Origin of the sequence: Mycobacterium sp. TKK-01-0059, assembly GCF_000709305.1 — a bacterium.
Lineage (GTDB): Bacteria > Actinomycetota > Actinomycetes > Mycobacteriales > Mycobacteriaceae > Mycobacterium > Mycobacterium intracellulare.
The window spans coordinates 1085173-1111577 of record NZ_KL446993.1 but is presented as its reverse complement, the minus strand read 5'-3'; the positions used below and the strand labels follow the sequence as shown (position 1 = coordinate 1111577).

26 protein-coding genes and 1 tRNA gene are annotated in these 26405 nt (G+C 68.8%); 12 read left to right on the top strand and 15 right to left on the bottom strand.

The window, feature by feature from the left end; all coding sequences use genetic code 11:
- Positions 1-2: 2 nt before the first annotated feature.
- From K883_RS05525 to K883_RS05515, 3 genes are read right to left on the bottom strand one after another with little or no spacing between them, the layout of a single operon-like run.
- Positions 3-905 (bottom strand): 1,4-dihydroxy-2-naphthoyl-CoA synthase, encoded by a 903-nt coding sequence (locus K883_RS05525; RefSeq protein WP_036453953.1) that lies wholly within the window; start codon positions 903-905, stop codon positions 3-5.
- Between the two features lie 13 nt (positions 906-918).
- The gene (locus tag K883_RS05520) at positions 919-1374 is read right to left on the bottom strand and encodes a nitroreductase family deazaflavin-dependent oxidoreductase (protein ID WP_008261044.1); all 456 of its coding nucleotides are present in this window, start codon (positions 1372-1374) and stop codon (positions 919-921) included.
- Between the two features lie 14 nt (positions 1375-1388).
- Complete coding sequence (locus tag K883_RS05515; protein ID WP_008261042.1) at positions 1389-2324, bottom strand: aldo/keto reductase; 936 nt, start codon at positions 2322-2324, stop codon at positions 1389-1391.
- Between the two features lie 86 nt (positions 2325-2410).
- On the opposite strand from K883_RS05515, the gene K883_RS05510 reads away from it, so the two are divergent.
- Positions 2411-2953 carry a TetR/AcrR family transcriptional regulator gene (locus K883_RS05510; protein WP_036429528.1) on the top strand — a complete coding sequence of 181 codons (543 nt, stop codon included), beginning with the start codon at positions 2411-2413 and terminating at the stop codon, positions 2951-2953.
- Between the two features lie 75 nt (positions 2954-3028).
- Here K883_RS05510 and fadD8 read toward each other — a convergent pair whose 3' ends face one another.
- The 5 genes from fadD8 to K883_RS28135 form a co-directional block, all read right to left on the bottom strand.
- On the bottom strand, positions 3029-4630 hold the full coding sequence (gene fadD8 / locus K883_RS05505; protein ID WP_036453951.1) for a fatty-acid--CoA ligase FadD8: 1602 nt from the start codon (positions 4628-4630) through the stop codon (positions 3029-3031).
- An 88-nt stretch (positions 4631-4718) separates the two neighbouring features.
- Positions 4719-5315, bottom strand: coding sequence for a hypothetical protein (locus K883_RS28140; RefSeq protein WP_231504805.1), 597 nt, complete (start codon positions 5313-5315; stop codon positions 4719-4721).
- Between the two features lie 352 nt (positions 5316-5667).
- Positions 5668-6504, bottom strand: coding sequence for a hypothetical protein (locus K883_RS05500; RefSeq protein ID WP_036455279.1), 837 nt, complete (start codon positions 6502-6504; stop codon positions 5668-5670).
- Between the two features lie 265 nt (positions 6505-6769).
- Positions 6770-7936 (bottom strand): hypothetical protein, encoded by a 1167-nt coding sequence (locus K883_RS26485; protein ID WP_081490140.1) that lies wholly within the window; start codon positions 7934-7936, stop codon positions 6770-6772.
- A gap of 2 nt (positions 7937-7938) precedes the next feature.
- Complete coding sequence (locus tag K883_RS28135) at positions 7939-8238, bottom strand: hypothetical protein (RefSeq protein WP_255358922.1); 300 nt, start codon at positions 8236-8238, stop codon at positions 7939-7941.
- 274 nt (positions 8239-8512) lie between these two features.
- Between K883_RS28135 and K883_RS05490 the strand changes: the two genes are divergently transcribed.
- The 6 genes from K883_RS05490 to K883_RS05465 all read left to right on the top strand — a co-directional run bounded on the left by K883_RS05490 (position 8513) and on the right by K883_RS05465 (position 15415).
- Positions 8513-10117 (top strand): amidohydrolase, encoded by a 1605-nt coding sequence (locus tag K883_RS05490; RefSeq protein ID WP_008261027.1) that lies wholly within the window; start codon positions 8513-8515, stop codon positions 10115-10117.
- Positions 10114-11094, top strand: coding sequence for an o-succinylbenzoate synthase (locus tag K883_RS05485; RefSeq protein WP_008261026.1), 981 nt, complete (start codon positions 10114-10116; stop codon positions 11092-11094). Before K883_RS05490 ends, K883_RS05485 begins: the two co-directional genes overlap by 4 nt.
- Positions 11091-11876, top strand: a complete 786-nt coding sequence (locus K883_RS05480; RefSeq protein WP_008261025.1) for an alpha/beta fold hydrolase — start codon at positions 11091-11093, stop codon at positions 11874-11876. Before K883_RS05485 ends, K883_RS05480 begins: the two co-directional genes overlap by 4 nt.
- A 140-nt stretch (positions 11877-12016) precedes the next feature.
- Complete coding sequence (gene menD, locus K883_RS05475; protein ID WP_008261024.1) at positions 12017-13675, top strand: 2-succinyl-5-enolpyruvyl-6-hydroxy-3-cyclohexene-1-carboxylic-acid synthase; 1659 nt, start codon at positions 12017-12019, stop codon at positions 13673-13675.
- Positions 13676-14209, top strand: coding sequence for a DUF3592 domain-containing protein (locus tag K883_RS05470; RefSeq protein WP_036429527.1), 534 nt, complete (start codon positions 13676-13678; stop codon positions 14207-14209).
- 51 nt (positions 14210-14260) lie between these two features.
- Positions 14261-15415, top strand: a complete 1155-nt coding sequence (locus tag K883_RS05465) for a glycosyltransferase family 4 protein (protein ID WP_008261022.1) — start codon at positions 14261-14263, stop codon at positions 15413-15415.
- Positions 15416-15423: 8 nt separating this feature from the next.
- Here K883_RS05465 and K883_RS05460 read toward each other — a convergent pair whose 3' ends face one another.
- Complete coding sequence (locus K883_RS05460) at positions 15424-16248, bottom strand: SDR family oxidoreductase (protein ID WP_008261017.1); 825 nt, start codon at positions 16246-16248, stop codon at positions 15424-15426.
- Positions 16249-16303: 55 nt separating this feature from the next.
- Here K883_RS05460 and K883_RS05455 point away from each other — a divergent pair, with 55 nt between their 5' ends.
- Positions 16304-16996 carry a demethylmenaquinone methyltransferase gene (locus tag K883_RS05455; protein WP_036455278.1) on the top strand — a complete coding sequence of 231 codons (693 nt, stop codon included), beginning with the start codon at positions 16304-16306 and terminating at the stop codon, positions 16994-16996.
- Positions 16997-17003: 7 nt separating this feature from the next.
- Here K883_RS05455 and K883_RS05450 read toward each other — a convergent pair whose 3' ends face one another.
- Both K883_RS05450 and menJ read right to left on the bottom strand, forming a co-directional pair.
- Complete coding sequence (locus K883_RS05450; protein ID WP_008261015.1) at positions 17004-17417, bottom strand: DUF732 domain-containing protein; 414 nt, start codon at positions 17415-17417, stop codon at positions 17004-17006.
- 110 nt (positions 17418-17527) lie between these two features.
- Positions 17528-18778 carry a menaquinone reductase gene (menJ, locus tag K883_RS05445; protein WP_036453948.1) on the bottom strand — a complete coding sequence of 417 codons (1251 nt, stop codon included), beginning with the start codon at positions 18776-18778 and terminating at the stop codon, positions 17528-17530.
- A 22-nt stretch (positions 18779-18800) separates the two neighbouring features.
- On the opposite strand from menJ, the gene grcC1 reads away from it, so the two are divergent.
- The 3 genes from grcC1 (at position 18801) to K883_RS05430 (ending at position 21120) form a co-directional block, all read left to right on the top strand.
- Positions 18801-19817 (top strand): nonaprenyl/(2E,6E)-farnesyl/geranylgeranyl diphosphat synthase, encoded by a 1017-nt coding sequence (gene grcC1 / locus K883_RS05440; RefSeq protein WP_008261013.1) that lies wholly within the window; start codon positions 18801-18803, stop codon positions 19815-19817.
- 96 nt (positions 19818-19913) lie between these two features.
- On the top strand, positions 19914-20777 hold the full coding sequence (htpX, locus tag K883_RS05435) for a zinc metalloprotease HtpX (protein ID WP_008261012.1): 864 nt from the start codon (positions 19914-19916) through the stop codon (positions 20775-20777).
- 82 nt (positions 20778-20859) lie between these two features.
- Positions 20860-21120 (top strand): helix-turn-helix transcriptional regulator, encoded by a 261-nt coding sequence (locus K883_RS05430; RefSeq protein WP_008261010.1) that lies wholly within the window; start codon positions 20860-20862, stop codon positions 21118-21120.
- Between the two features lie 33 nt (positions 21121-21153).
- Here the strand turns inward: K883_RS05430 and K883_RS05425 are convergent, their stop codons facing one another.
- From K883_RS05425 to K883_RS05410, 4 genes are all read right to left on the bottom strand, one after another.
- The gene (locus K883_RS05425) at positions 21154-22692 is read right to left on the bottom strand and encodes a SulP family inorganic anion transporter (protein ID WP_008261008.1); all 1539 of its coding nucleotides are present in this window, start codon (positions 22690-22692) and stop codon (positions 21154-21156) included.
- Positions 22693-22936: 244 nt separating this feature from the next.
- On the bottom strand, positions 22937-23962 hold the full coding sequence (locus K883_RS05420; protein ID WP_008261006.1) for an NAD(P)H-dependent glycerol-3-phosphate dehydrogenase: 1026 nt from the start codon (positions 23960-23962) through the stop codon (positions 22937-22939).
- Positions 23963-24023: 61 nt separating this feature from the next.
- Complete coding sequence (locus K883_RS05415) at positions 24024-25535, bottom strand: flavin-containing monooxygenase (RefSeq protein ID WP_008261004.1); 1512 nt, start codon at positions 25533-25535, stop codon at positions 24024-24026.
- Positions 25536-25648: 113 nt separating this feature from the next.
- Entirely contained in the window at positions 25649-26140 is a 492-nt protein-coding gene (locus K883_RS05410; protein ID WP_008261003.1) for a YajQ family cyclic di-GMP-binding protein, read from the bottom strand.
- Positions 26141-26209: 69 nt separating this feature from the next.
- On the opposite strand from K883_RS05410, the gene K883_RS05405 reads away from it, so the two are divergent.
- A tRNA-Tyr gene (locus K883_RS05405) sits at positions 26210-26293 on the top strand.
- Positions 26294-26405: the final 112 nt, after the last annotated feature.

Genomic DNA, 26405 nt, shown 5'->3' with positions numbered 1-26405 from the left:
GCTCAGAAGTACCGGGGAAACCGGCTCCAGTCGGGGTTGCGCTTTTCCAGGAAGGCGTCGCGGCCCTCGACGGCCTCGTCGGTCATGTAGGCCAGCCGGGTGGCCTCGCCCGCGAACAGCTGCTGGCCCACCAGGCCGTCGTCGAGCAGGTTGAACGCGAACTTCAGCATGCGTTGCGCCTGAGGGGATTTGGCGTTGATCTCGCGCGCCCATGCGATGGCTTCGGATTCCAGCTCGGCATGGTCGACGACGGCGTTGACCGCGCCCATGTGGTGCATCTGCTCGGCGGTGTAGGCCCGGCCCAGAAAGAAGATCTCGCGGGCGAACTTCTGGCCCACCTGGCGGGCCAGGTAGGCGCTGCCGTAGCCGCCGTCGAAGCTGCCGACGTCGGCGTCGGTCTGCTTGAAGCGGGCGTGCTCGCGGCTGGCCAGGGTGAGGTCGCAGACCACGTGCAGGCTGTGCCCGCCGCCGGCCGCCCACCCGTTGACCAGGCAGATGACCACCTTGGGCATGAACCGGATCAGCCGCTGCACCTCGAGGATGTGCAGCCGTCCGGCCCGGGCGGGGTCGACGGTGTCGGCGGTCTCGCCGCTGGCGTACTGGTAGCCGCTGCGCCCGCGGATGCGCTGATCGCCGCCGGAGCAGAACGCCCAGCCGCCGTCCTTGGGCGAGGGGCCGTTGCCGGTCAGCAACACCACGCCGACTCCCGCGGACATCCGGGCGTGGTCGAGCACCCGGTAGAGCTCGTCGACGGTGTGCGGCCGGAACGCGTTGCGCACCTCGGGCCGGTCGAACGCCACCCGCACCGTGGCGTCGTCGACGTGCCGGTGATAGGTGATGTCGGTCAGGTCGCCGAAGCCCTCAACGGGACGCCACTGGTCGGCATCAAACGGGTTGTCACTCAACGTCTTTGAACTCCTATGCCGGGTCCAGCCGGAATACCGGACACACGCCGGCCAGCGCCTCGAACTCTTCGGGGCGGCCGTCGGTGACCAACCCCGAGCGCTTCATGAAGCCGACCCCGGTGGGCACCTCGGTGGGAAACGCCCGCAGGAACGGGCGCGCCACGTCGGCGGGCAGCTCCACCATCCTCACCCGCTCGCGGTGCCGGCCGCGGGCCAGCGTCGCGTGCTCGGCGGCGCGGACGTTGCGGATCCAATCCGCGCCCGGAAACCCGCCCACCACATAGCGTTTGCCGTCCACCGTCATCGGTGTCACCGGCGTCGACCGTGGCGTGCCGGACTTGCGGCCCGGCACGGTCAACACCACCGGGCTTTCACCGCCGAAGCTGAGGCCCAGCCGGGAGAGCTGAATGAACACCTTGTTCGCCGGCTTCAGCCACCAGGGCGGCTTGAGCCCGTCAGCGCGTGCCATGCCTGACACACTAGTCAGCTCCGGGACGCCTCCCGGAAGGGCTCGGCGCCCTGCGCCCAGGGGTCGACGCCGGGTGTGGCGACCGCGTCGAGCCGGGCGATCGCCTCGGCGCTCAGCGTGACGTCGGCCGCGGCCATGTTCTCCTCGAGGTGGGCGATCGACCGGGTGCCCGGAATCAGCAACGTGTTCGGCGCATGCGCCAGGATCCAGGCCAACCCGACCCGGGCGCCGGAGACGCCCAGCTCGCCGGCGATGCCGGCCACCACCGGATCGTCGGCGACCTTCGGGAATCCGGGCAAGGCGGAGCCGAGCGGGAAGTACGGCACCCACGCGATGCCCTCGTCGACGCACAGCTCGAGCGCGGCTTCCTGGGAGCGGTCCAGCAGGCTGTAGGCGTTCTGCACACAGGCGATGCCGGCGGGCAGCGCCCGCCGCAGCACGTCGAGCGACACGCTGCTGAGCCCGATCGCGCCGATCTTGCCCTCGTCGCGCAGGGCGATCATCTCGGCCAGCTGGTCGTCGAGGTCGACGATCTGATCGCCCTCGGCGGCCATGCCGATGCCCGAGTCGAGCCGCCGCAGGTTCACCACCGGGACGCGGTCGAGGCCGAGCTGGCGCAGGTCGTCCTCGACGGCGGCGCGCAGCTCGGAGGGCCGTTGCGCTGGAGCCAGCGGGATGGGTTGCTCGCCGGTGTAGCGGGCGCCGACCTTGCTGACGATGACGAGGTCGTCCGGGTAGGGGGCCAGCGCCGCGCGGATCCGGCGGTTGACCTCGCCGGGACCGTAGAACGACGCGGTGTCGATGTGGTTGACGCCGAGGTCGATCGCGCGCCGCAGCACCGCCGCCGCGTCCTGCGGGGAGGTCTCGAACAGTTGCATGGCGCCGTAGCCCATGCGGGCGACGGGATGCGATCCGATGGTGCCGATGCCGCCGGGGTTGAGATCGGTCATGGTGCTCCCTTGATCGTGAGACACTGGAGAAATGCGGAGGGTCCTCCGCTTTCGTCAGCGTAGCAGAAAACGGAGGTGCCTCCGCTTTGGTGGGAAGGTCGGATGCGCGCCGCAATCGCGAGCGGCTGCTGGAGGCGGCCACCGCGGCGTTCACCGAGCACGGCGCGGCGGCCTCGCTCGAGTCGATCGCCCGCGACGCGGGCGTCGGGATCGGCACGCTGTACCGCCATTTCCCCAACAGGGAGGCCCTCGTCGAGGCCATCTACCGCGCCGAGCTCGCCGAGGTGGCCGAGGCCGCCGGGCAGCTGCTCGGGCGGCATCCGCCCACGACGGCGCTGCGACGCTGGATGGACCGCTACGCAAGCTTCGTGGCCGCTAAGCGCGGCATGGCCGAGTCCCTGCAGGCGATCTTCGATTCTGGCGCAATGGAACCCAGCCAGACCCGCGACAGCATCGTCGGCGCCGTCGAGCTGCTGTTGCGGGCGGGCGCCGACGACGGCAGCCTGCGCGCCGACGTGCGCGCCGACGACGTTGTGTCCAGCCTCATCGGCATCTTTTTGGTCAGCGGTTCACCGGAGCAGACCGGCCGCATGCTCGACCTGCTCGTCGCGGGCGTCTCGGCGACCTGACCGAGCGCCCGGCCAGCCGGGCGCCCGGCCGCGAGTGCCCGGCCACCCGGGCGCTCGGCGCGACGCGCGGCAGCCTCAGCCCACGGAGCGCTCGGCGCCCTCCCAGAACTGCGCGCGCACGGCCTTCTTGTCCGGCTTGCCCAGCCCGGTCAACGGCAGCGAGTCGGCGATCACCACCCGCTTGGGTGACTGCACCGAGCCCTTGCGGTCCTTGACCGCGGCCTGGATCTCGGCGGTCATCTTCTCGATCGCGGCGTCGTCGCGGGGCGCGTCGGGGCGCAGCACCACCACCGCGGTGACGGCCTCGCCCCACTTCTCGTCCGGCGCGCCGACCACGCACACCTGGGCGATCGCCGGGTGCTCGGCGACGACGTCCTCGACCTCGCGGGGGAAGACGTTGAAGCCGCCGGTGACGATCATGTCCTTGACCCGGTCGACGATGAAGTAGAAGCCGTCCTCGTCCTCGCGGGCCATGTCGCCGGTGTGCAGCCAGCCGTCCTTGAACGTCTCGGCCGTCGCCTCCGGCAGGTTCCAGTAACCGCCGGCCAAAAGCGGTCCGCTGACACAGATTTCGCCGGGCTCGCCCTGGGGGACCGGCTTGCCGTCCTCGCCCAGCAGCGCCACCCGCGCGAACAGCGTCGGGCGCCCGCACGAGGTGAGCCGCTTCTCGTCGTGCTCGTTCTTGGCCAGGTAGGTGATGGCCATCGGCGCCTCGGACTGCCCGTAGTTCTGCGCGAAGATCTTGCCGAACCGGCGGATCGCCTCGGCCAGCCGCACCGGGTTGATCGCCGACGCGCCGTAATAGACGGTCTGCAGCGACGACAGGTCGCGGGTGTGCGAATCCGGGTGGTCCATCAGCGCGTACAGCATCGACGGCACCAGGAACGTGGCCGTAATGCGTTTCTCCTCAATGGTTTTCAGCACATCCGCCGGGTCGAACTTGGGCAGCACGTGCATCTCGCCGCCCTTGATCAGGGTGGGCAGGAAATACGCCGCCCCCGCGTGCGAGAGCGGAGTGATCATCAAGAACCGCGGATCCTCCGGCCACTCCCACTCCGAAAGCTGGATCTGGGTCATCGACGAGATCGAAGCCGCCGTGCCCATCACGCCCTTGGGCTTGCCGGTGGTGCCGCCGGTGTAGGTCAGGCCGATGACCTGATCCGGCGGCAGGTCGGCGGCGACCAGCGGCTGCGGGTCGTACTTGGCCGCCTCGGCCGCCAGGTCGACCGCGACACCGTTCAACGCCTCGGGCACCGGTCCGATGGTCAGGATCTGCTTGAGCCCCGGCACCTTCTCCAGCAGGGCCAGCGCGCGCTCGACGAACATCGGGTTGGGGTCGATGATCAGCGAGCTGATGCCGGCGTCGTTGAGCACGTACGCGTGGTCGTCCAGCGAGCCCAGCGGGTGCAGGGCGGTGCGCCGATAGCCGCGGGTCTGGCCGGCGCCGATAATCAGCAGCACCTCGGGGCGGTTGAGCGACAGCAGTCCGACCGCCACACCGGTGCCCGCGCCGAGCGCCTCGAACGCCTGGATGTACTGACTGATCCGCTCGGCCATCTGACCACCGGTCAGCGTGGTGTCGCCGAGGAACAGCACCGGCTTGTTCTTGTGGCGCTTGAGGGCGCCCACGAGCAGGTGGCCGTTGTGGGTCGGGTTGCGCAGCAGCTCGTCACTCATGTGGCAAGACTAGAACGTGTTGCAATTTGGGTCAGCCGCACCCTCGAAGACCCCGGGACGCGATGACGCGAGTCGAACCGGCCGCGGCTCAGTCCAAGTTCATGTTCTCGTACCTATCAACGACTTCCCCAAGGGACTTGCTTGGATCGGCGCCCCGCTCCAGAGCGTTTTTTGCTGCCTCGAGATCTTCATCTTCCATTGCTAACCACAGGTCAATGTCTGCGTCCTCTACACCGGAAGCCTTGAGTTGACGCAGTCGTTTCCCCGCGGCACCTAGACCTGCTATAGCTTTTTGATCTGAGACAACGCTTTCCAGCGCTACTAGAAGAACGTCGTTCTGCCGTGAATTCGTTAGGGATGACAGGACATTCGGCATATTTTTGATCTCGCGCCGGATCTGTTTGATCGCCTTCTTGTCGAGAGCGCTTAAGGTGCGCTCAAGCTCGAGTGCCAGCATGCCGGCGGTTTGATTGTCTGATGGCTTCGTGACGGTCGTCGTTGCTAGGTTTGTAAGCTGCATGCGGAATACGCGCCATGAGGCTGCCACAGGATCATCCGGTGCACCGGCCGCTCCGACTCTTCCGGCGTAGAGAGAAAGTGCGAGACCACTCGTATTAGTCATAAACGCGCGCACGGTAGCCAGCTCCACGTCGATGGGGATCGGCGTCTTACGCTGCTCGCCCATCGCCATTGCACCCTTGACAGCTATCGACCGCAGAGCCGCGAGCAAGGTGGCGAGGTCCGTTAGCAGGGCTTGGGAAGCTTTGAAGCCGCTCCCGTTAACCTGGTAGCTAGTTCGGGCTGAGCTAACTGCCGACGCAATTGCGATCACGGCAGATGCAATAGAAATAGCTGTGGCGAGCATAATCCCGGCCCCTTCGTAGGCTGAGCTGAATCCAACCACGATATTTCAGCCAACAACGACCATTTGTCTCCGGTTTCTAGTCGGCCGACTCAAAAGTAAGGGGATGAGGATTGCCAGTTCCTGTCTCGCATCAGCACAAGAACAGATCCATCGCAATAACGAGGTCCCGGAGCTAGGCCGGTGATTGCCAGGGGTAGACCACATCGACATATTCGTCCCGGGACACGACGAGGGTTTTGGTGGGCGTGGACATGTCGACGTAGAAGTGGCCACTGGTTGGACGACCTACGGTGCCCTCGTCGCTGAGAACAGCGAGGTCTGCAATGATCTCGGCCGCCTTTGCTTCGTCGAGCCGCCACACAACGTGGATAGGGCCGAGTTCGATATCGGCTGCGTCGGACTCAATATGGAACTCATGCGTAACTCCGTCATGCTCGAGTCGCGATGCCCCGTGCTGCTTGGCGTCACTGAGTGCGGCTTTGAGTTTGTCGACTCCGCCGCCGTCCAAAGTCAATAAAACAGCGTCGTCGCCAAAATAAAATTCAGGAAGAAAGTTGACGCGAATGATGCTCATGGGTCTCCACTTACGGCCGGTATCCGCTGGTCCTGTTGCGATTGGGGTCGTTGACGACGAGCTAGGGGCTGGGCGCCGGCCAGTGGCGTATTTGCCTGTGTTTCGTGGGCTCGGCGCCGGGGCGCGGTCGATGCTCGCTAGCAGAGCGCGGTACAGATCGTCGGTGAGCTTCGCCGCCTCGCCACTTAGCGTGGGTTGCGCGTCGCTGCCGACCATCACCGCCTGCTCGATGAGCGCGCCGCCAGCAGCGGTATTGATCGCGTAGTACGTGTATTGGCTGTGCACCGTGCGCGCGCCGATATGTAGCAGGCCTGATGAACGCATAGCGATCACGCCATACCGCGGCGGCGTATCGATGTGGTGTGTGTGGATGGAATCGGCGCCGCTGTCGCGCAACGTGCGGTCGGCGTTGTCGAATACCAGTTTTTCGGGCACTGTGCCTGACACACGATAGAGATTTAGGACCTCGCAGCCATCCCAGTTGTCCCCACTACCGAGTCGCCTCAGGAGCATCCTCGTCGCAGTGGGACCCTCGACCGCCCCAAGGTCCCATCCCTGTGGCACGGTGAGGTCGGGTAGCCACAGCGGCAGGTGTGCTGGGGGAACGAATGTCAGCCCGCCAGTGTGCTCGGCGAGCACTTCCGCAAGTGACGACACCCCGGCGGGGTCGAAGGGCCGGCGCGTCGTATCAGTTCGGTTCTCAGGCAAGAGCCAGCGCCCCCAATATCAGCAGCAGCAGACCCCCGCCGGCGACCACTGCGGTCTCGCCGCCCGCCGTTTGCAGGTCACCCGGGCCCGGTGCGGGCAGGTCAATGTGCGGCATCAAGCCCGGGCCTGGGGGCGGGGAAGGTGCGGGTGGGGGAGTGGGCATGGTCGCACCAGGGAACGGCGCCAGTAGTGGGTTCTGTGGCGGTCCGGGCACCCCCGCCGCCGCAGGGTTTTGAAGCCACGGCGGCAGCCCAGAGATGATCGGCGGAGCGCCACCGATGCGAGGGGGAAGACCATTGATCGGAATATTGTCCCAAGGAGAATTTGGGTTCGAATGGGGGTTGTAGTCCCAGTGCGGATTGTGCCATTTGTCGCCCGGGAAGTAGCGCCATTCTCCACCGTGCTCATCCCACAGACTTTGGCCGCCGACACTTCGTTCGCTGGGGCGGCTGGCCGGCCCTGGCGTCAGGGGACCATCGACCGGTGGATGAACGCCCTCGGGCGGTAACCCTCGGGCGGGAGGACCAGGCGGGGGCGGATCCGATTGGCCGTTGCCACCATCTCGTTTCCACGTGTGGTCGACAGCCTGGATATGGCCGTTGGGTGCCGGTCGAGAGGCGACAGGGGCGGTGCTTTGTGGGAAGGTATCGCGTATTCCGGCTATGGCGGCAGTGATTTTTCCGGCGACTTGTTGATCCAGGCTTACCAGTTGTGCGGCGCGCAGACGAATGTCGCTGGCGAAGGCTTGGGCTGCCGCTTGCCGCGCAGCCCTTTGGGCGACTGATCCGCCGGTCATGCAGTCGGTGACCGAAAGATCTTCGCGGACTCCGAATCCGGCTGTGCGAGCATCCTCGACGGCGTAGTGCACTCGAGAGCGGGCCGCATACAGATCCGATGCTCCATCGCGCGCGACGCGCGCGGCCGCCTGAAGCTGGTCGACTGATGCGTTGGTAGTTCGCAGGTCCGCATGCGTCGCGGAGCGCAGCTTCTCGGCGGCTTCACCGTGCCAATCCACTGCGAGCGCATCTCGCCAGATCTGGTGTGCCACACCATAGCTACGCTCGCCTACGTCCTCCCAGTGAGCGGCCGCATCGGTGAGATGCTCAGTGGGCCAAGCCAACAGCGTCGACAGGCCGGGCACCCCCACGACCGCTGCCATCGCTACACGCTGGTAACCGGGTGAGCCACCGCTGCGAGTTTGGCGGCCGAATCAGCTTCTGCGGTGAGGTAAGAGGTGTTGCCTTGGGCGACGCCGGTCACGTGCGTGCCCATATGTGTGGCAAGCGTCGCGCTGAACGCGGTGACATCAATGTGGGCGGCGTTGACTGCGGCCGCGCTGGCCTGACACGGCAACCCTCGCGCCGCGGGAGCTACCGTCGCGTTTAGTCCTTCCACTGAAGAACCCCAGCGGGAGGCCATCGCCTGCAAACCCGCGGTATCAACACGCAACGTCTGCTGCACAGACGAGAGTGTAGGCACGTACGTCACGCGTCTGCCAGTCACTGCGGCCCGCCCCAGCAACTCGCCTTTCGATAGGGACCCAGAATAGAGATCGGCACACCCTCTATTGGTCAAAGTATTCGCGCATCCTCCGAACTCGGCCGTGAATGTCACAGTCACCGACCAATGCTGTCATTTTGCGACAACGATTTGGCAAGAGCAGGAACAATCCGTTGCATACTGCCGCCGGAGAACTCGTGCATAAAATGCCACCCGGTTACTAGGATCCTTCCCCATGGGGCAGGCAGATCTCGTCGTGACCGGAACCATCCTGACCGTCGACGAGGCGCGGCCCACCGCCGAGGCCCTCGCGGTGAAAGACGGCAAGATCATCGCCGTCGGATCCCGCGCCGAAATCGCGGAGTTCACCGGCCCGGACACCCAGACCGTCGACGTGGGTGACGGCTGCGTCATGCCGGGATTCGTTGAGGCCCATGGCCATCCGCTGATGGAGGCCGTCGCCCTGTCGGACCGCCTCGTCGACATCCGCCCGGTCACCATGCGCAGCGCCGACGACGTCGTCGCCGCGGTGCGTTCCGAGGTCGCGCGGCGCGGATCCGACGGCGCCTACCTCAACGGCTGGGATCCGCTGCTGCAGAACGGACTTCCCGAACCCACGCTGGGCTGGCTCGACGGCATCGCGCCCGACACCCCGCTGGTGATCATGCACAACTCCGGGCACAAGGCGTACTTCAACTCGCGCGCCGCCCAGCTGCACGGCCTCAACCGCGACACCCCCGACCCCAAGGGCGCCAAATACGGCCGCGACGCCGACGGCGAACTCGACGGCACCGCCGAGGAGACCGGCGCGGTGTTCCCGCTGCTGGGCGGGGTCATCGACTTCGCCGACTATCCGCGGATGCTGCTCGCCGAATGTGCCCGGCTCAACCGCGCCGGGCTGACCACCTGCTCGGAGATGGCCTTCGACCCCGGCTTTCGGCCGCTGGTGGAAGGGCTGCGCTCCCAGCTGACGGTCCGGCTGCGGACCTACGAGATCTCCAACCCGCAAATGTCCACCGACGCCACACCCGGGCAGGGCGACGACATCGTGCGCCAGGTCGGCATCAAGATCTGGGTCGACGGCTCGCCCTGGATCGGCAACATCGACCTCTCGTTCCCGTACCTGGACACCGAGGCCACCCGAATCATCGGCGTCGCGCCCGGGTCCTGCGGCTGCGCCAACTACACGAAAGAGCAGCTGCACGAGATCGTCGGCGCCTACTTCCCGCTCGGCTGGCCGATGGCCTGCCACGTGCAGGGCGACGCCGGCGTCGACACCATCCTCGACGTCTACGAAGATGTCGTCAGGCGCCATCCGCGCGACGACCACCGGTTGCGGCTCGAACACGTCGGCGCCATCCGGCCCGAGCAGCTGCGGCGCGCCCACGACCTCGGCGTCACCTGCAGCATCTTCGTCGACCAGATCCACTACTGGGGCGACGTCATCGTCGACGGGCTGTTCGGCGAGGAGCGCGGAACCCGTTGGATGCCAGCGGGATCCGCGGTGGCCACCGGGATGCGGATCTCGCTGCACAACGATCCGCCGGTCACGCCCGAGGAGCCGCTGCGCAACATCAGCGTGGCGGTGACCCGCACGGCGCCCAGCGGCCGGGTGCTCGGACCCGAGGAGCGGCTGACGGTCGAGCAGGCGATCCGCGCCCAGACCATCGACGCCGCCTGGCAGCTGTTCTCCGACGACGTGATCGGCTCGCTCGAGGTCGGCAAGTACGCCGATCTCGTGGTGCTCTCGGCCGACCCGCGCACCGTGGCGCCCGAGCGGATCGCCGACCTCGACGTGCGGGCGACCTATCTGGCGGGCCGCCAGGTCTACAGCGCGTGACGCCGCCCCTCGAGGACCTGCTGGACCGCCTGCACGTGGTGGCCCTGCCCATGCGGGTGCGGTTCCGCGGCATCACCACCCGCGAGGTCGCGCTGATCGAGGGCCCGGCCGGCTGGGGGGAGTTCGGGGCTTTCGTCGAATACCAGCCGCCCGAGGCCGCGCACTGGCTGGCGTCGGGCATCGAGGCCGCCTACCGCCAGCCGCTGCCGGTCCGCCGGGACCGCATCCCGATCAACGCCACGGTGCCGGCCGTGCCCGCCGCCGACGTTCCAGAGGTGCTGGCCCGCTTTCCCGGCGCCGGGACGGCCAAGGTGAAGGTCGCCGAGCCCGGCCAGACACTGGCCGACGACGTCGCGCGGGTCAACGCGGTGCGCGACCTGGTGCCGACCGTGCGGGTGGACGCCAACGGCGGCTGGAGCGTCGAGCAGGCGGTCGAGGCGGCCGCGGCGTTGACGGCCGACGGCCCGCTGGAGTACCTCGAACAACCCTGCGCGACGGTCGGCGAACTCGCCGAGCTGCGGCGCCGCCCGGACATGCCACACGTGCCGATCGCCGCCGACGAAAGCATCCGCAAGGCCGAGGACCCGCTGGCCGTGGTCCGCGCCGGGGCGGCCGACATCGCGGTGCTCAAAGTCGCCCCGCTGGGCGGGATTTCGGCCCTGCTCGCCATCGCCGACCAGATCGACATCCCCGTCGTGGTCTCCAGCGCGCTGGACTCGGCGGTCGGGATCGGCACCGGGCTGACCGCCGCGGCGGCCCTGCCGCGGCTTCGGCACGCCTGCGGGCTGGGCACCGGCGGGCTGTTCGTGGACGACGTGGCCGAGACCGCCCCGCCCGTCGACGGGCACCTGGCCGTCGGGCCGGTGACGCCGGATCCGGCGCGGCTGGCCGCGCTGGCGGCACCACCCGAGCGTCGGCAGTGGTGGATCGACCGGGTCAAGGCGTGCCATCGGTTGCTTGTACCGTCGTCCGGGTGATCAACCTGGCTTACGACGACCGCGGCTCCGGTGAGCCCGTGGTCTTTATCGCCGGCCACGGCGGCGCCGGACGGACCTGGCACCCCTATCAAGTCCCCGCGTTCCTGGCGGCCGGATACCGCGTCATCACCTTCGACAATCGCGGGATCGGCGCCACGGAGAACGCCGAGGGCTTCTCGACGCAAACGATGGTCGCCGACACCGTGGCGCTGATCGAGGGGCTGAACGCCGCCCCCGCCCGCATCGTCGGAATGTCGATGGGCGCCTTCATCACCCAGGAACTCATGCTCGCCCGGCCCGATCTGGTCAGCGCGGCGGTCCTGATGGGCACCCGCGGCCGCATGGACCGTGCGCGGCAGTTCTTCCGCGACGCCGAGGCCGAGCTGGCCGACGCCGGCGTCACGCTGCCGGCCGCCTACGAGGCGAAAATCCGCCTGCTGGAAAACTTTTCCCGCAAGACGCTCAACGACGACACCGCGGTCGCCGACTGGATCGCGATGTTTTCCACCTGGCCGGTCAAGCCCACGCCGGGCATGCGGGCCCAGCTGGACGTCGCGCCCTACACCAGCCGGTTGTCGGCGTACCGCAGCATCGCGACGCCGGTGCTGGTGATCGGCTTCTCCGACGACGTCCTGACGCCGCCGTATCTGGGCCGGGAGGTCGCCGACGCGCTGCCCAACGGCCGCTACATGCAGATCCCCGACACCGGGCACCTCGGGTTCTTCGAGCGGCCCGACGCCGTCAACGCCGCCATGCTCAAGTTCTTCGCCGAGCCGCGATAGGCGCCCGGCCGAGCCGAGGTAGGCGCCCTCGCCGAGCCGAGGCAGGCGCCGAGCGTCGACTTGTGGGGCGAAATCGCGGCGATTTGCCCCAACAACTCCACGCTCGACGTGTGCTAAGCGGGCTGTGACACCCTGTAGGAGTGAACCCCTCGACGACCCAGGCTCGCGTGGTCGTTGACGAGCTGATTCGCGGCGGCGTCCGCGACGTGGTGTTGTGCCCGGGTTCGCGGAACGCGCCGCTCGCCTTCGCGCTGCAGGACGCCGACCGGTCGGGCCGGATCCGGCTGCACGTCCGCATCGACGAACGCACCGCCGGCTACCTGGCCATCGGCCTGGCGATCGCCGCCGGCGCGCCGGTGTGCGTCGCCATGACGTCCGGCACGGCCGTGGCCAACCTGGGCCCGGCCGTGGTGGAGGCCAACTACGCGCGGGTGCCGCTGATCGTGCTGTCGGCCAACCGGCCCTACGAACTGCTGGGCACCGGGGCCAACCAGACCATGGAGCAGCTGGGCTATTTCGGCACCCAGGTTCGGGCCACCATCAGCCTGGGCCTCGCCGAGGACGCCCCCGAGCGGCTGGACGCGCACAACGCCACCTGGCGCTCGGCCACCTGCCGGGTGCTGGCGGCCGCCACCGGATCGCGCACCGCCAACGCCGGACCCGTCCAGTTCGACATCCCGCTGCGCGAACCGCTGGTGCCGGATCCCGAACCCCGCGGCGCGGTGCTCCCGCCGGGCCGCCCGGGCGGCCGGCCATGGACCTACACCCCGCCGGTCACCTTCGACCAGCCGCTGGAGATCGACCTGACGCCCGACACGGTCGTCATCGCCGGCCACGGCGCCGGCACCCATCCCGCCCTCGCCCAGCTGCCCACCGTGGCCGAACCGACTTCATTTTCTGGCCAGCCCCCTCCTAACCCGCTGCACCCCCTGGCGCTGCCGTTGCTGCGGCCCAAGCAGGTGATCATGCTCGGCCGCCCGACCCTGCACCGCCCGGTGTCGGCGCTGCTGGCCGACCCCAAGGTGCCGGTGTTCGCGCTGACCACCGGCCCCCGCTGGCCCGACGTCTCGGGAAACTCGCAGGCCACCGGCACGCGGGCGGTCACCACCGGGGCGCCGAACCCGGCGTGGCTGCACCGGTGCGCCGAGACGAACCGGCACGCGAACGACGCGGTGCGGGGCCAGCTCGCGGCGCACCCGCTGACCACCGGTTTGCACGTCGCGGCGGCGGTGGCCGACGCGCTGCGGCCCGGCGACCAGCTGGTGCTCGGGGCGTCCAACCCGGTCCGCGACGCGGCGCTGGTCGGCCTGGACACCCACGGCATCCGGGTGCGATCCAACCGCGGGGTCGCCGGGATCGACGGCACCGTGTCCACCGCGATCGGGGCGGCACTCGCCCACGAACGCGAGGGCAACCCGGACAACCCGGCGCGGACCGTCGCGCTGATCGGCGATCTGACCTTCGTGCACGACAGCTCCGGGCTGCTGATCGGCCCCACCGAACCCACCCCGCGCCGCCTGACCATCGTGGTCTCCAACGACAACGGCGGCGGCATCTTCGAACTGCTCGAGCAGGGCGACCCGCGGTTCTCCGACGTGTCGTCGCGGATCTTCGGAACCCCGCACGACGTCGACGTGGGGGCGCTGTGCCGCGCGTATCACGTGGAGAGCCGCCAGATCGAGGTCGGCGAATTGCACGCCGCCCTCGACGATCCCGGCCCCGGGATGCGGGTGCTGGAAGTCAAGGCGGACCGCTCCTCGTTGCGGCAGCTGCACGCCGCCATCAAGGCGGCGCTGTAGATGGCGCCAACGCCAAAAATGTTGCTGCACTTACTGATTCACGGACGCAGCGACGAACCTCCGAAAACACCTGCCAGGATCGCGTTGCGATGGGCCCGGATCGCGGTGCTGATCGTCGCCGGCCTGGTCACGCTGCAGTCGGTGCTGCTGGTGGCCGGCGCGTGGCGCAACGACCTTGCGATCACCCACAACATGGGCGTCGCGCAGGCGGAGGTGCTCAGCGCCGGGCCGCGCCGCTCCACCATCGAATTCGTCACCCCCGAGCGGGTCACCTACCGCCCCGAACTCGGGGTGCTCTACCCGTCCCACCTGGCCACCGGGATGCGAATCTACGTCGAGTACAACAAGAACGACCCGAACCTGGTCCGCGTGCAACACCGCAACGCGGGGCTCGCGATCATCCCGGCGGGATCCATCGCGGTGGTGGCCTGGCTGGGGGCGGCGGCGCTGCTGGCGGCGCTGGCACTGGGAGACAAATGGCTGGACCGCCGCGCCGAAGGCACCGAAACCGCCGAACCTGCAAATTTCGCGTGACGGACGCCCGGAGGCAACCTTGTCGACAGGCGGCGCTGAGACGGTGATGGGGTGCGCGTTGCCATCGTCGCGGAATCTTTCCTGCCGGAAGTCAACGGTGTCAGCAACTCGGTGATCCGGGTGCTCGAGCACCTGCGCCGCACCGGCCACGAGGCCCTCGTCATCGCCCCCGGCACGCCACCCGGTGAACCGCCGGCGGAGCGCATTCACGACGGCATCCGCGTGCACCGGGTGCCCGCCCGGATGTTCCCGAAGGTGACCACGCTGCCGCTCGGCGTGCCGACGCCCCGGCTGGTGAGCGTCCTGCGCGGATTCGACCCGCACGTCGTGCATCTGGCCTCGCCGGCGCTGCTGGGGTATGGCGGCGTGCGCGCGGCGCGGTGGCTGGGGGTGCCGACGGTCGCGGTGTATCAGACCGACGTCCCGGGTTTCGCGGCCAGCTACGGCATCCCGATGACGGCACGGGCCGCGTGGGCCTGGTTCCGGCACCTGCACGGCCTCGCCGACCGCACGCTGGCGCCGTCCACGGTGACGATGGAAGCCCTTGTCGCCCACCGTTTTCCACGGGTGCACCAGTGGGCGCGCGGCGTTGACGTGCTGCGGTTCGCGCCGTCGGCGCGCGACGAGGCGCTGCGGCGGCGGTGGTCACCGCACGGCAAGCCCATCGTCGGGTTCGTGGGCCGGCTCGCGCCCGAGAAACACGTCGAGCGGCTCGCCGGGCTGGCCGCCGGCGGCGGGGTGCAGCTCGTCATCGTGGGCGACGGCGTCGACCGCGACAAACTGCAATCGGCAATGCCGACAGCGGTTTTCACGGGTGCGCTCTACGGCGACGAGCTCGCCGCGGCGTACGCCAGCATGGACGTGTTCGTGCACCCCGGTGAGCACGAGACGTTTTGTCAGGTCGTGCAGGAAGCGCTGGCGTCGGGGTTGCCGGTCATCGCCCCCGACGCCGGCGGCCCACGCGACCTCGTCACCCCGTGGCGTACCGGTCTGCTGTTGGGGGTCAACGAGTTCGAGGCCCGGCTGCCCGAGGCGGTCGCGCACCTGCTCGCCGAACGGGCGCGCTATGCGCCGGCCGCGCGGCGCAGCGTCGTCGGCCGCAGCTGGTCGGTGATCTGCGACGAGCTGCTCGGCCACTACGAGGCGGTGCTGTCGCCGTTCGAGCGGCGCCGGCTGTCGGCCAGGCGGTACGCGCAGGGGGAGTGACGGCGCGATCAGCCCTGCGCCAGCTCGGCGACGGGCTGCCATTCCTCCCAGTTGCGGAGCCGGCTCTCGTAGTCGGCCTTGGCCGTCTCCAGCGGGGACGAGCCGAAAAAGACTCGCAGCGGCGGCTTTTCGGCGTCGACCACCTTCAGTAGCGCGGCCGCCGAGGCGGACGGGTCGCCCGGGCTGGCCCACCGCCGGCTGCGTTCGGCCTCGACGGCCGCACGGAGGTCGGCGTAGGCCGGCAGCCGCGCGGCGTGCCTGGCCGAGGCGCCGGCCCAGTCGGTGTCGAAGCCGCCCGGCTCGATCAGCGTGACGTGCACACCGAACGGGGCGACCTCCTGGGCCAGCGCCTGGGAAAAGCCTTCCAGCGCCCACTTCGACGCGTGGTAGATGCCGACCAACGGGAACGCGGTGATGCCCCCGATCGAGGAAACCTGGATGATGTGGCCGCTGCCCTGCTCGCGCAGGTACGGCAGCGCGGCCTGGGTGATCCACAGTGCGCCAAAGACATTGGTCTCGATCTGGTCGCGGGCGTCTTTCTCGGAGAGTTCCTCGACGAACCCGAACTGCCCGTAGCCGGCGTTGTTCACCACGATGTCGAGGCGGCCGAAGTGGTCGTGCGCCCGCTTGACGGCCGCGAAGTCCGCGGCGCGGTCGGTAACGTCCAATTGGATCGGCAACAGCGCGTCGCCGTGCTCGCGCGCCAGATCGTCCAGCGACGCCGTATCGCGCGCGGTGGCGGCGACCCTGTCTCCCCGCTCCAGCGCCGCGATCGCCCACGCCCGTCCGAAGCCGCGCGATGTACCGGTGATGAACCACACTTTGTCAGTCACGCAGAGTTGCAACGCTGCTGTCGCCGCGGAATTCCCTGGGGGTACCGTCCGTGTGGTGAGCCGCGCCGAGTTGGACAAGGACCCCCGCGACGTCGCGTCGATGTTCGACGGTGTCGCCCGGCGCTATGACCTGACCAACACCGTGCTCTCGATGGGCCAGGACCGCCACTGGCGCAAGGCCACCCGGGCGGCGCTCGAGATCGGGCCGGGCCAGCGGGTGCTGGACATCGCCGCGGGCACCGCGGTATCGACCGTCGAGCTGAAGAAATCCGGGGCGTGGTGTGTGGCCGCCGATTTCTCGGTGGGCATGCTGGCGGCGGGGGCGGCGCGCCACGTGCCGAAGGTCGCCGGCGACGCCACCAGGCTGCCGTTCGCCGACGACGTATTCGATGCCGTCACAATCAGTTTCGGGCTACGCAACGTCGTCGACACCCAGGCCGCGCTGCGCGAGATGGCGCGCGTCACCCGCCCGGGCGGCCGATTGGTGGTGTGCGAGTTCTCCACCCCCACCAACGGCCTGTTCGCCACCGTCTACAAGGAGTACCTGATGCGCGCGCTGCCGCGGGTGGCGCGCGCGGTGTCCAGCAACCCCGAGGCCTACGTGTACCTGGCGGAGTCGATCCGGGCGTGGCCCGATCAGGAGGGGTTGGCGCAGCAGCTCACCCGGGCGGGCTGGGTGGGAGTGCGGTGGCGCAACCTGACGGGCGGCATCGTCGCCCTACACGCCGGGCACCTACCCCCGCGCTGAGACGGACTTAGTGGTTGCCGGCCGCTTGGACGACGTCGATGTGCTCCGGGCAGTAGTGGTCGACCGCCGCGCCGAGGAACTGTAGCGACTGGCCCTCGGTGGTGCCGCGCGGCAGGTTGCGCTGGATGAACGTCGCGGACTGGTGGGCGTCGTGGTCGACGCCGTGGTCGATCCGGTCGCAGGTGATCTTGCCCAGCCAGGCCAGTTGGTCCTGCGGCTGGTAGATGCCGAACCCGTTGACCGTGTTCTTGAACGGCGCGTCGTAGTCGCTGGGGGGCGACGGCGTCCGCGGGGTCGGGTACGGCGCCGTCGGCGGCGGGTCCGCCTGGGCGGGCGCGGAGAGCGGCGCCGGCGCGGCCAGCGCGAAAGCAGCAACAGCAGCGGCAGCGGCACCGATAGTAGCCAGCATCGTTCCCTTCATTAGCTGGACTATACACGCCCGGTTCCGGCCGCGCCGACAAACGGCGGGCGCCGATAGCGCGCCCCGGCAGGGCGGCGGCGCCCTCCGACCAGCGGCGATGCGGCCGCGGCTCAGCTGAACGGGGTGCGGCGGTCGATCAGCCGGGACAGCCGGCCGCCGCCCCGCCAGGCGCGCGCGACCCAGTCCGCGTCCTCGTCGGTGACCAGGTTGGCCATCACCCGCACGGCGATGGTCATCAGCGTCGTCGAGCGCATCGCGATCGGCCCGGTCGCGGGCAGGAACCGCTGAAAGGTCAGCAGCAGCGCCAGCCGGCGCGCCACCGAGAAGCCGCGACCGTAGTGCCCCCGCAGCAGCGACGGCCACGCCTGCGACAGGTCTTGAGACAGGCCACAGCCATCCAGCAACTCTGCGGCCAGCCGGCCCGTCTCCAGCCCGTAGTCGATGCCTTCGCCGTTGAGCGGGTTCACGCACGCCGCGGCGTCGCCGATCAGCATCCAGTTGGGCCCGGCCACCCCGGACACCGCGCCGCCCATCGGCAGCAGCGCCGACGACACCGCCCGGGGCGGGCCGACAAAGCCCCACTCGTCGCGGCGCAGGTCGGTGTAGTGGTCGATCAGCGGCCGCAGCGCCAGATCCGCGGGCCGTTTCGACGTCGACAACGCCCCGACGCCGATGTTCACCTCGCCGTTGCCGAGCGGAAAAATCCAGCCGTAGCCGGGCAGCACCGTGTCCTTGGAGCCGTCGGGTCCGCGTAGCTCGAGATGCGAGGTCAGCCAGCGGTCGTCGGCGCGCGGCGTGCTCAGGTACCCGCGGGCCGCCACGCCGTACACCGTCTCCTGGTGCCAGCGCCGGCCCAGCTTGCGCCCCAGCGACGAACGGGCGCCGTCGGCCACGATCAACTGCCGGCACCCGACTTCGGTGCCGTCGGCCAAGGTCAACGATGTCACCCGTCCCGATGAGTCATGTTGCACGCCAACGGCTTTGGTGCCCAGCAGCATCCGCGCTCCGGAATCCTCGGCGACTTTGCGGATCCGGTCGTCCAGCTCGACGCGGGCCACCGCGCTGCCGGTCGACGGGAAGGACGGGCCGGGCCAGTCCACCTCCACCTCGCCGCCGAACCCGCTCATCCGCAGCCCGCGGTGCCGGATGCGGGCGTCCAGCCAGTCCCCGAGCCCCAGGCGCTCGCACTCGGCGACCGCGCGCGGGGTCAGCCCGTCACCGCAGGCCTTGTCGCGGGGGAAGCTCGCCGAATCGATAACCAGGACCTCGCGGCCTGCGCGCGCGGCCCACGCCGCCGCCGCCGAACCGGCGGGTCCGGCGCCCACCACCACCACGTGGGCTCGGGTCGCTCCCGTGTTCATGCACACCAGTATGTTTGGTCCCGTGAATACTCCGGCGACGGTGGTGGCGGGCGTTGATCTCGGCGACGCGGCCTTCGCGGCGACGGTGCGCGACGGTGTCGGGCGGATCGAGCAGCTCATGGACACCGAACTGCGCAGCGCCGACGAGATCATGACCGAGTCGCTGACCCACCTGTTCAAGGCCGGCGGCAAGCGGTTCCGGCCGCTGTTCACCGTGCTGTCGGCGCAGCTGGGGCCCAATCCCGACGCCGCGGACGTGACGATCGCCGGCGCCGTGATCGAGCTGGTGCACCTGGCCACGCTGTATCACGACGACGTGATGGACGAGGCCGAGGTGCGCCGCGGCACGCCCACCGCCAACGTGCGCTGGGGCAACAACGTCGCGATCCTGGCTGGGGACTATCTGTTCGCCACCGCCTCGCGGCTGGTGTCCCGGCTGGGGCCCGAGGCGGTGCGGCTGATCGCCGAGACATTCGCCCAGCTGGTGACCGGGCAGATGCGCGAGACCCGCGGCCTGACGGGGGCGGCCGAGGGGGCGGACCCGATCGAGCACTACCTGAAGGTGGTCTACGAGAAGACCGCGTGCCTGATCGCCGCGGCGGGCCGCTTCGGCGCGATGTTCTCGGGCGCCGACGCCGACCAGGTGGAGCGGCTGAGCCGCCTCGGCGGCATCGTGGGCACCGCCTTCCAGATCTCCGACGACATCATCGACATCGACAGCGACTCCCGCGAGTCCGGCAAGCTGCCCGGCACCGACGTGCGCGAGGGCGTGCACACCTTGCCGATGGTCTACGCGCTGCGCGAACCCGGCCCCGACGCGGCGCGGCTGCGCGAGCTGCTGGTCGGGCCCATCGACGACGACGAGACGGTGGCCGAGGCGCTGGCGCTGCTGCGGGCGTCGGAGGGCATGGCCAAGGCCAAGCGGTCGCTGCAGGATTATGCGGCGCAGGCACACCAGGAGCTGGCGCTGCTGCCCGACGTGCCCGGCCGGCACGCGCTGCAGACGCTGGTCGACTACACCATCAGCCGGCACGGCTAGCGCGTCACGGAACTCCTTCGGCCGTCTCGGGCGTTCAATAGTCGACAATGAACGAGTGTTCCGGAGTGTGCTCCGGAATGTCCTAGGAGGACACCGATGACCTGGCATCCGCATGCCAACAGGTTCAAGACGTTTGCCCTCTTGGTCGGCATGTCCGCGTTGATCGTGTTTGTGGGCTCGTTGTTCGGCAAGACCGCGATGTTTCTCGCGGTGCTGTTCGCCATCGGCATGAACGTCTACACCTACTACAACAGCGACAAGCTGGCGCTGCGGGCGATGCATGCGCAGCCGGTTTCCGAGCTCCAGGCGCCGGCGATGTACCGGATCGTCCGGGAGCTGGCCACCGCCGCGCACCAGCCGATGCCCCGGCTGTACATCAGCGACACCAACGCGCCCAACGCGTTCGCGACCGGCCGCAATCCGCGCAACGCCGCGGTGTGTTGCACCACCGGCATTTTGGGCATCCTCACCGAACGCGAGCTGCGCGCCGTGCTGGGACACGAGCTGTCGCATGTCTACAACCGCGACATCCTGATCTCCTGCATCGCCGGTGCGATGGCGTCGGTGATCACCGCGTTGGCCAACATGGCGATGTTCGCCGGCATGTTCGGCGGCAACAGCCGCGACGGCGAGAATCCCTTTGCGCTGCTGCTGGTTTCGTTGCTCGGCCCGATCGCGGCGACGGTCGTGCGCCTCGCGGTGTCCCGGTCGCGGGAATACCAGGCGGACGAATCGGGCGCGGTGTTGACCGGGGACCCGCTGGCCCTGGCGTCGGCCCTGCGCAAGATCTCCGGTGGGGTCCAGGCGGCCCCGCTCCCGCCCGAGCCCCAGCTGGCCAGCCAGGCACACCTGATGATCGCCAGCCCATTTCGAGCCGGCGAGCGGATCGGGTCGCTCTTCTCGACGCACCCGCCGATCGAGGACCGCATCCGCCGCCTCGAGCAGATGGCCGGGCGGTAGGAAACGGCGGTAAAACGCCGCGTGCACACCGGCCGAACCGCACGTAACATCGGAGTTAGCTGTAATCCTAGGCTTTCCATTGATGGAAGCGGTGATGGCGATGTCGCACTCTGACTCGATCGATATTCACGAAGCCGGGCTGGCGCTGAATCTGCCCGATTTGGTCTTCGAGACCCGTGCCGGTGCCGGGATGAACCAGGAACAACTGGCGCACGCACTGGGCACCACCCGCGAGGCCGTGGCCGCGTGGGAGAGCGGGGACGAGGTGCCGCGCGTCGACGTGCTGCAGCGCCTGGCGCAGGTGTGCGGCAAGCGGCTGCACATCAGGATCGACGTCGACTGAGCGCGCGGCGCGCTATAAGCGCGGGGCGCGCAATTACGCTGCGGCCCCGGGCGCCTGGGCCTCGACCAGCGGTTCGTCCGCGGCGCGGTGACCCGTCTCCATCACACCCCGGATTTCGACGGTCCCGCCTGTCGCCTCGTGCTGCCGCTGCCAGTCGGTAATCGTTTGGTGCGCAGCGTGATCGAGGTAATGGACCGAGATCGCCACCGTCACCGTCGCGCCCCGCGGAACCGACGTCAGCATCCGCGTCAGCCTCGGGAGCGCCAGGAAGGTGCAGGCCGCGCCCTCGATCGTCACCCGCCATTCGTCGCCAACCGGCTCCGCCTCGATCTTGGCCCGGATCACTCGCCATCCGGTCAGCGCGATGGCCAGTGCGAGGCCGATCAGCACGCCGTGCAGCAGATTGAGGAAGATGACGCTGACGGCGGTCACCACGTACACGGCGAGATCGCCGTGCTTCATTGCGGTTTCGATGTGCGCCGGCTTGAGCAGCTGGACGCCGATGACGATCAGCAGACCGGCCAGCGCGGCGGTGGGGATCTGCTCGACCAGTCCGGCGAACGGAATGGTGAACAGCAGGATCCAGACGCCGTGCATGATCGCCGACGCCCGGGATTTGGCGCCCGCGTTGACATTTGTGGAGCTGCGGACGATGACCCCGGTGATCGGCAGCCCGCCGACGGTCCCCGAGATGATGTTGGCGGCGCCCTGTCCCACCAGCTCCCGGTTGAAGTCGGTGCGTGGCCCGTTGTGCATCCGGTCGACCGACACCGCCGACAGCAGGCTCTCGACGCTGGCAATGAGCGCGACGGTGATCACCCCGACGGTGAACGCGCCCCAGTTGCCGTGGGGAAGGTCGGGCAGCCTCAGCGCGTCCAGCGGTGACCCCTCGAGGTCGATCCGGCGCACGTGAAATCCGAAGACGACCGAGAGCGCGGTGACCGCCACGATCGCGACCAGGGGACCCGGTACCCGGCGAGCCTTGGCGGGCACCCACCGCCAGGCGACCATGATGACGATCACCAGGACGCCCAGGATGACCCCCGGCCGGTGCGCACCGACGACCTGCCCGGGCAGGCCGATCAGGTTGTGCCAGGCGGTGCTCTTGGATTTTCCGCCCAGCAACACGTGCGCCTGCTGCAGGGCGATCGTGATGCCGATGCCGGCCAGCATGGCGTGCACGACGACCGGTGAAATCGCCAGGGCGGCGCGCGCCACGCGGCTCAGCCCCAACAGCACCTGCAGGGTCCCGGCGGCGACGGTGATCAAACACGTGATGCCCCAACCGAACTCGGAAACCAGCCCGGCGACGATGACGGTCAGCCCGGCCGCGGGGCCGCTGACTTGCAGCGGGGAGCCCCCCACGCTGCCGACGACGATGCCCCCGACGATCGCGGCGATCAGGCCGGCGAGCACCGGGGCGCCCGAGGCGATCGCGATTCCCAGCGACAGGGGGAGCGCGACCAAAAAGACCACCAGCGAGGAGGGCAGGTCGTGCCGGATGATGCCGCGCAGCCGGTCGGCGCGTGACGCGGTGGGGAGCCGATCGCCCGCCCGTTCAATGTCTTGCATCGGTCACGTCCCTCGTTGGGAGTTTGCGGGGGATGTTCCGATATCCGCCCTTCTTGCGGCCAGTTACATCTTCGTAACGGGTTGGCGTGCAGCGGATTACATCCGGACGACGAGCAGGATCGCAACCGGAAAATCACTGACTACCTGGTCTGACGGTATTTTGCTGGCAAACCGGGGTCAAGCGGACGTGAGCGGCCCATAGAGAACGCAAAGATTTGAATTTGGCCAGCCCGCGACGCCCAGGTCAGAAGCCCGCGCCGTGCACCTCGTGGCCGGGCACCTCGGCGATCAGGCCGCGGTAGGCCTCCTCGACGGACGAGCCGTGGTTGATCACGGCGTCGACCTCACGGGCGATGGGCATGGTGAGGCCGAATTCGTTGGCAAACTCCATGATCACGCTGGCGGCCTTGACCCCCTCGGCGACCTGGTTCATCGAGGCGATGATCTCGTCGATCGGTTTGCCCGCCCCCAGTTGTTCACCGACGTGACGGTTGCGGCTGCGCTGGCTGGTACACGTGACGATCAGGTCGCCCAGCCCGGCCAGCCCCGGGAAGGTGTCCGGGTCCCCACCCACCGCGACGCCCAGCTTCGTCATTTCCCGCAGCGCGCGGGCGATGACCAGCGCTCGGGTGTTTTCGCCGATGCCCAGCGAGTACCCCATGCCGACGGCGATGGCGAACACGTTCTTCAAAGCCCCGGCCATTTCGGCCCCGATGACGTCGTCGGTGGTGTACACGCGGAAGCGCCTGGTGCGGAACAGCCCGGACAGCCGCGTCGCCAGATGCTGGTCGGGCATGGCCAGCACCGCGGCGGCGGCGTAACCCTCGGCGACCTCGCGCGCGATGTTCGGACCGGCCAGGATGCCCGCGGGGTGCCCGGGCAGCACCTCCTCGACGATTTGGGACATGCGCATGTTGGTGCCCTGCTCGAGGCCCTTGACCAGGGACACCACCGGCACCCACGGCCGCAGCTCCCGGGCCAGCTCGGTGAGCACCCCGCGGAAGCCGTGCGAGGGCACGCCCATGACCACGACGTCGGCGGAGTTCGCCGCCTCGGCGAAGTCGGTGGTGGCGCGCAGGGTGTCGCTCAGCTCGACGTCGTTGCCGAGGTAGCGACTGTTGCGGTGGTTGTCGTTGATGTCGCGGGCGGTCTCCTCGGAGCGCACCCATTGCAGCGTCGGCCCGCGGCGCGCGCAGATTGAGGCCACGGTGGTGCCCCAGCTGCCGCCACCGAGGACAACGACTTTGGGTTCGCGCTTCTCAGATGCCATGGCGATCAGCGTATTGCCGACATCTGAGATTTGGGAGTAGTTCACGAACTCCCGTGCGTGGCTATCCGGCCAGCGCGGTGCGGTCGGCGGTCCGGCCGAACACCATTGCCTCCTCGATGCGGTCGAAGCGGTAGTCGATGGCGTCGGCGAGATAGTTCTGCCGCACGTTCCACGGCCGCTTGGTGCCGGACTTAGGCAGCGCGTGCACCGAGCGCAACACGTAGCCGGCGTTGATGTCCCACGACGGCTTCTCGGTCATCGGCTCGTTGCCGCGGTGCGGGGCGGCGCGCGTGTAGCCGTGAGAGGCCATGTGCTCCATGAGTTTTGCCGTCGCCCGGGCGGTGATGTCGGCCCGCAGCGTCCACGACGCGTTGGTGTAGCCCACACACCAGAACAGGTTCGGCACGTCTTCGAGCATGTGCGCCTTGTAGACGAACCGGTCGCTGGTCTTGATCTCGTTGCCGTCCAGGCTGATCGTGGCCCCGCCCAGCGCCTGCAGCTGCAGGCCGGTGGCGGTGACGATGACGTCGGCGTCGAGGTGCCCGCCGGACTTGAGTGCGATGCCGGTCGCGTCGAAATGGTCGATGTGGTCGGTGACCACGTCGGCGCGCCCGGCGCTGATGGCCTCGTACAGGTCGGCGTCGGGGATCAGGCACATCCGCTGGTCCCAGGGGTTGTACCGCGGCTTGAAGTGGGTGTCGACGTCGTATCCGGCCGGCAGGCTGTTGATCGCCTTGCGCCGCAGCAGCCACCGCACGAACCCCGGCGCCTTGCGCGACAACGCGAAGAACACCGCCTCGGTCAGGGCGCTGTACATGCGGACGACCAGATGAGCGGGCTTGCGGGGCAGCAGCTTTCGCGCGACGGCGGCGACCGTGCCGTACTTGGACGCCGAGATGAGATAGGTGGGCGAGCGCTGCAGCATGGTCACTTTGGCGGCGCGGTCCGACAGCGACGGCAGCAGCGTCACCGCGGTCGCGCCGCTGCCGATCACCACGACCTTCTTGCCGGCGTAATCCAGGTCCTCGGGCCAGTGCTGGGGGTGCACCACCGTGCCCTGGAACTCCTCGATGCCCGGGAAGTCGGGGGTGTAGCCCTCGTCGTAGTTGTAGTAGCCGCTGCCGAAGAACAGAAAGCGACCGCGGTAGAGCCTGCGCTCCCCGTTTTGTTCGACGGTGACCGTCCAGGTGTCGGTCGCGGAGTCCCAGTCCGCCGAGCGCACGTAGCTGTCGAACCGGATGTGGCGGTCGATGCCGTACTTGCGCGCGGTGGCGGCCAGGTACTCGCGGATGTGCACGCCGTCGGCCACGCCCTCTTCGCGGGTCCACGGCTCGAACGGGAAGGACAGCGTGAAGATGCTGCTGTCGGAGCGCACCCCGGGGTAGCGGAACAGGTCCCACGTCCCGCCGATCTGCGCGCGCCGCTCCAGGACGGTGTAGGTCAGCTGGGGATTGCGTTCGGTGATCCGGTAGGCGGCGTCAATGCCGGAGATGCCGGCTCCGACGATGATGACATCGAAGCAGTCGGCCTCGGTCCCGCCGTCGCCGGCGGCCTCCTGGGGCGTCACGGTCATCGTGAACCTCGCTCAAATTGTGGGACTCGTCACTAGCCTAGAGACCCACCGGTTGGTCGGGCTAGGAAGTCGCGAAACCGCGCGGGCCGCACCGTCACGCTCGCGAGCGGCGATCACCGGTAGTTGACGAACTGCAGCGCCACGTCCAGGTCGGCCTGCTTCAGCAGCGCTTGGACGGCCTGCAGGTCGTCGCGCTTTTTGCTGGTGACCCGGATCTCGTCGCCCTGGATCTGGGTCTTGACGGACTTGGGGCCGTCGTCGCGGATCAGCTTGGTGATCTTCTTGGCGTTCTCGCTGCTGATGCCCTGCTTGAGCGAGCCGCTGACCTTGTAGGTCTTGCCGGAGGCCTGGGGCTCGCCGGCGTCGAAGGCCTTCATGGAGATGTCCCGGCGGATCAGCTTCTCCTTGAAGACGTCGACGGCCGCCTTGACGCGTTCCTCGGTGGACGACGTCAGCTCGATAGCCTCGTCGCCCTTCCAGGCGATCGTGGTGTCGGTGCCGCGGAAGTCGAACCGCGTGGCCAGCTCCTTTGCGGCCTGGTTGAGCGCGTTGTCGACCTCCTGGCGATCCACTTTGCTGACGATGTCGAACGATGAGTCCGCCATGCATTCCGTCCCTTCATCCGGTGATAGGCGTTTGTGCTTTGTCTACTCGCTCGTTGTAACCTGTCTGGCGGCAGGTTGCCCGAGCGGCCAATGGGAGCGGACTGTAAATCCGTCGCGAAAGCTTCACAGGTTCGAATCCTGTACCTGCCACCACAATTTTTGGTAGGCCCGCGCGCCGTCGCACACCGTGAATTTCGGTTTGCTCTGCGCCCGCGTTCCGGCCGGCCGACCAGGGGCCGGCGGCGACGTTGTGCGACACGTGCGC

Bases quoted from the DNA above. Each gene is read 5' to 3' on its own strand.
- K883_RS05520 (WP_008261044.1), bottom strand. From the start codon at position 1,374: ATGGCACGCGCTGACGGGCTCAAGCCGCCCTGGTGGCTGAAGCCGGCG.
- K883_RS05515 (WP_008261042.1), bottom strand. From the start codon at position 2,324: ATGACCGATCTCAACCCCGGCGGCATCGGCACCATCGGATCGCATCCC.
- fadD8 (WP_036453951.1), bottom strand. From the start codon at position 4,630: ATGAGTGACGAGCTGCTGCGCAACCCGACCCACAACGGCCACCTGCTC.
- K883_RS28140 (WP_231504805.1), bottom strand. From the start codon at position 5,315: ATGGGCGAGCAGCGTAAGACGCCGATCCCCATCGACGTGGAGCTGGCT.
- K883_RS26485 (WP_081490140.1), bottom strand. From the start codon at position 7,936: ATGGCAGCGGTCGTGGGGGTGCCCGGCCTGTCGACGCTGTTGGCTTGG.
- K883_RS05490 (WP_008261027.1), top strand. From the start codon at position 8,513: ATGGGGCAGGCAGATCTCGTCGTGACCGGAACCATCCTGACCGTCGAC.
- K883_RS05470 (WP_036429527.1), top strand. From the start codon at position 13,676: ATGGCGCCAACGCCAAAAATGTTGCTGCACTTACTGATTCACGGACGC.
- K883_RS05450 (WP_008261015.1), bottom strand. From the start codon at position 17,417: ATGAAGGGAACGATGCTGGCTACTATCGGTGCCGCTGCCGCTGCTGTT.
- menJ (WP_036453948.1), bottom strand. From the start codon at position 18,778: ATGAACACGGGAGCGACCCGAGCCCACGTGGTGGTGGTGGGCGCCGGA.
- htpX (WP_008261012.1), top strand. From the start codon at position 19,914: ATGACCTGGCATCCGCATGCCAACAGGTTCAAGACGTTTGCCCTCTTG.
- K883_RS05430 (WP_008261010.1), top strand. From the start codon at position 20,860: ATGGAAGCGGTGATGGCGATGTCGCACTCTGACTCGATCGATATTCAC.
- K883_RS05425 (WP_008261008.1), bottom strand. From the start codon at position 22,692: ATGCAAGACATTGAACGGGCGGGCGATCGGCTCCCCACCGCGTCACGC.
- K883_RS05420 (WP_008261006.1), bottom strand. From the start codon at position 23,962: ATGGCATCTGAGAAGCGCGAACCCAAAGTCGTTGTCCTCGGTGGCGGC.
- K883_RS05415 (WP_008261004.1), bottom strand. From the start codon at position 25,535: ATGACCGTGACGCCCCAGGAGGCCGCCGGCGACGGCGGGACCGAGGCC.
- K883_RS05410 (WP_008261003.1), bottom strand. From the start codon at position 26,140: ATGGCGGACTCATCGTTCGACATCGTCAGCAAAGTGGATCGCCAGGAG.